The 4,685-nt window shown below is 48.0% G+C and carries 1 protein-coding gene; it reads left to right on the forward strand.

Annotated elements, in window-relative coordinates; translation table 11 throughout:
• Positions 1-581: 581 nt before the first annotated feature.
• On the forward strand, positions 582-4,685 hold a 4,104-nt coding region (locus tag LX24_RS14610), incomplete at its 3' end, for an FAD-dependent oxidoreductase (RefSeq protein WP_243131777.1).

Here is a 4,685-nt window from a genome sequence, read left to right on the forward strand (position 1 = left end):
TGTAGAAAGATCCGGGCTGTACCCCAGGCCTAAGGTCGGTTAAGCTACCAGGTTAATATTGTTTCCTGAAAAAGACCCTCCCCGGAGGGTCTTTTCCAGATTTTGCTTGCCGGTTACGCTACAAAGTGAAAAATATACCATGAGACCATTGCTAAAATGGTCTTTTTTTTTTAGCTCGATAATTATAAATTTCACTAAATTTAATTCCTGGCAAAAAAATTAATTAATAATTACATATATTCATTGACATATGTTCATTGACATATGTTCATTTATTTCAGTATAATTAAATTGACGTCAGTTCAAAACCACATGTTACTTCCCTGGCTGGAATATCTTATGCCAGGTAAGTTAAACATTCCGGTATTGTATCCAACATGCCACAAACTGAGGAAATTTTAAAAAGCATAAAACATAGTTGATAGATTTAAAGCCAAAATAAACCAGCCGGAATGTGTTAGATAATCAATTTATTTATGAGCTGGCGTTTCAATTTTCCTTAAAAGGATACATAAACCAAAACAAGAGTGTTTGGCATTAGCTATGTATAGCCGATAAAACGCTCTATAAGGAGAGGACGGGTGATCCCCTTGGGAAAAGATAAGGTTGGCGCGGTAATGGTGGTAGGGGCCGGTATTGCCGGTATCCAAGCATCCCTTGACCTCGCAGAGTCCGGTTACTACGTTTACCTGGTGGAGCAGTCACCGGCTATCGGCGGTATTATGCCGATGCTGGATAAAACTTTCCCCACCAATGATTGTTCCATGTGCATTCTTTCCCCTAAAATTGTTGAATGCGGTAGACACTTAAATATTGAAAAGCATATGTTATCCAACATAGTTGATGTACAGGGCGAGCCGGGTAATTTTAAAGTGACCCTGCATAAAAAAGCCCGTTTCGTGGATTTGGATAAATGCACCGGGTGCGGTGATTGTGCCAATGCCTGCCCAGTGGATGTACCAAATGAATTTAACGCTGAACTGGAAAACCGTCATGCCATTTATAAAATGTATCCTCAAGCCATGCCCGCAGCTTTTGCCATAGAGAAGGCGGGTGTTTCACCCTGCCGGGCTGCCTGCCCCGCAGGAGTTAACGCCCAGGGTTACGTTCAATTAATAAAAAAGGGTAAATTCCAAGAGGCCTGGTCGTTAATTTACCAGGACAATCCCTTTCCAGCTGTTTGCGGGCTGGTGTGCACCCACCCCTGTGAAACCCAGTGTCACAGGGGCAAAATTGATGCCCCGGTAAGCATAAGAAACCTAAAGCGGGTGGCCGCAGAGCAAACCTACGCCAGTGGTATCGATGGGCTTCCCTTACCAGACAAACAGGCCGACCGTAATAAAAGTGTGGCTATTATCGGCAGCGGGCCGGCCGGTTTAGCAGCCGCTTATCACCTGGTTAAAAAGGGGTACAGGGCAGTTGTTTTCGAGGCTGACCAGCAAGCCGGGGGTATGATGCGCAAAGGCATTCCGGAATACCGCCTGCCCAGGCACTACCTGGATGCGGAAATCAGTTTGCTTGCTAAAATGGGCGTGGAAATTCATTATAATAAGCGCTGGGGCACCGACTTTTCAGTTGCCCAGCTGAAAAAGGATTTTGACGCTGTGTTTATCGCCACCGGGACTCCAAAACCATTTAAACTGGGTGTACCCGGAGAAGATTTGGCCAACGTAATACCTGGCATTACTTTCCTGAACGATGTCAATTGTAAAAAGCAAACCCCCCTGTCCGGTCGGGTATCTGTAATTGGCGGCGGCAATGTAGCCATTGACACCGCCAGGTCGGCGTTACGCATGGGCGCCCAGGAGGTACACGTATTTGCCCTGGAAAAGAAAGAGGAAATGCCCGCTTCCGCCGAGGAAATCCATCTGGCCATGGAAGAAGGGGTAGTTTTCCATTATTCCCGCGGCGTTAAATCCATCAACGGGAATACTGCCGTGCAATCCATTGACCTGGTGGGGGTAGCTTCGGTATTTGATGCCGACGGTCGTTTTAACCCCCAGTATGACGATACCATAGCCGAAACATTTACCACCGATTACTTGCTGGTGGCCATTGGACAGGGCGCCGATTACAGTTTCCTTAATGAGGAAGATAAAGCATTGCTGAATGATGCCGGCCGGTTACAAGTGGACCGTGATACTCTGGAAACCTGTGTGGCGGGCGTGTTTGCCGGCGGGGACAATGTCACCGGGCCCCGGGATGTGATTTCAGCCATTGGCGCCGGTAAAACGGTGGCTGAATCCATAGACCGGTATCTAAATGGTATTGACCAAAGAAAAGACCGGGTTTTTAAAATACCCGGGGACAAAATAGCCCCCTTAAGGCAAACTGCGGAGGAAGTAACCTCCAGCTTGCCGGCACCGCTGGCTTATACCCCGGCGGAAAAGCGTACCCGGGGATTTATCCATGAAAGCACCGGCCTTACAGTGGAACAGGCCGTTGCCGAAGCGGAACGCTGCCTGAACTGTGGTATTTGCTCAGAATGCGGTGAATGCGTAAATACTTGTATGCGCCAGGCCATTGACCACCACATGGAGGACGAATACTTAGAACTTCAGGTGGGTTCCATTATTTTAAGCACCGGTATACAAACATATGACCCCAGCCATCTTGACTACCTGGGATACGGTAAATATCCCAATGTGGTGACCAGTATAGAGTTCGAGCGTATTCTCAGTGCCTCGGGTCCTTTCCAGGGACATTTGGTTCGCCCCTATGATAACCGGGAACCCCGCAGGATTGCCTGGATCCAGTGTGTCGGCAGCAGAAATACCAGGGAAAACCACGGCTATTGTTCCTCGGTATGCTGCATGTATGCCATAAAGGAAGCGGTTATTGCCAAGGAGCACAGCGCCGAGCCCCTGGACACCACTATTTTCATGATGGATATGCGCTGTTTCGGTAAAGACTTTGAGAAGTATTACCAGCGGGCCAAGCACGAACACGGTGTCAAATTCGTGCGCACCAGGGTCTACCAGGTGGAACAAACTAACGATGAAAACAAAAATCTCATTATTCATTACCAGGACGATGACGGCAAAATATATACCGAAGAGTTTGACATGGTAGTCCTTTCCGTGGGCCTGGAACCTTCACCGGAAGCCAAGGCTCTGGCAGAGAAAATGACTATTGATATCAACAGGTATGGTTTTGCCGAGCTTGCTCCCCTCACTGGGGTTAACACATCAAATCCCGGCATATTTACCGCAGGGGCCTATAGCGGGCCCAAGGACATTCCCGAAACAGTGTTGCAGGCCAGTGCGGCGGCCAGCGCAGCGGGCAGTCTACTGGGCGATGTGCGGGGAACACTAATTAAACAAAGGGAATTTCCTCCCGAACGTGATATATCCGGGGAGGAACCACGTATCGGCGTATTCGTTTGTAACTGCGGTATTAATATAGGCGGTGTGGTCAGGGTACCCGAAGTGGTTGAATCGGCTAAAAATTTACCCTATGTGGTGCACGCCGAGGATAACCTTTACACCTGTTCCCAGGATACCCAGGACAAAATCAAGGAAGCTATTATTGAACACAAATTAAACCGGGTAGTGGTGGCCTCATGCAGTCCCAGAACCCATAAACCATTGTTCCAGGAAACACTGCGGGAAGCAGGATTAAACAAGTTTTTATTTGAAATGGCCAATATCCGGGACCAGTGTTCCTGGGTGCATATGCATGAACCTGACAAGGCCACGAAAAAGGCCATTGATCTAGTAAAAATGACGGTATTTAAGGCCGCACTCTTAAAGCCCATCAATCAGGTATCGGTGGAGGTATCCAAGTCGGCCCTGGTCATCGGCGGCGGTGTATCCGGAATGGTAAGTGCCCTATCACTGGCTGAAATGGGTTACCAGGCTAATATAGTAGAAAAATCTGCTGCACTGGGCGGATTGGCTAAACGTATCAAACTGGGATTTAAAGGAGAAGATATCGAATCTTTTGTTAATCATTTAATCGACCAAGTGGAAAACCACCCGCTGATTAACGTGTATAAATCATCTCAAATACAGGACGCCTCGGGCTATGTGGGCAACTTTACCACCACGTTAACCGACTGCACCCAAATCAATCACGGCGTCACCATAATGGCCATTGGTGGGCGGGAATATCAACCCAGTGAATACCTGTACGGCCAAAGCGAACGGGTGATGACTCTGTTGGAATTGGAAGAAAACATAGCCGCAGGTAAACTGGGGGATGCCCGGAATATTGTACTGATTAACTGTGTAGGTTCCCGGGACACCGAAAGGCCCTACTGCAGTCGCATTTGTTGTTCCAAATCCATCACCCTGGCTTTGAAGGTTAAGGAAATTAATCCCCAGGCCAATGTATTTGTTCTGTACCGGGATATCCGTACCTACGGGTTTTTTGAAGACATTTACAAGGAAGCACGAACCAAGGGCATAATTTTTGTTCGCTACAATGAAAAGCAAAAGCCTGTGGTTGAAAAGACCGCCCGGGGCATTATCGTCACCGTCAAAGACCATATACTTGGCAAAGATATTATCATTAATGCTGATTTGGTGGGATTGGCCGCAGCCATATTACCGCCCGAGGACAACGCAGAATTAAGCCAGCTGTTTAAGCTACCCTTGAATGCAGACGGCTTCTTCCTGGAAGCCCACATGAAACTCCGCCCCGTGGACTTTGCGTCGGAGGGTCTGTTTATGGCCGGTATTGCC

Origin of the sequence: Desulfallas thermosapovorans DSM 6562, from assembly GCF_008124625.1 — a bacterium.
GTDB classification, from domain to species: domain Bacteria; phylum Bacillota; class Desulfotomaculia; order Desulfotomaculales; family Desulfallaceae; genus Sporotomaculum; species Sporotomaculum thermosapovorans.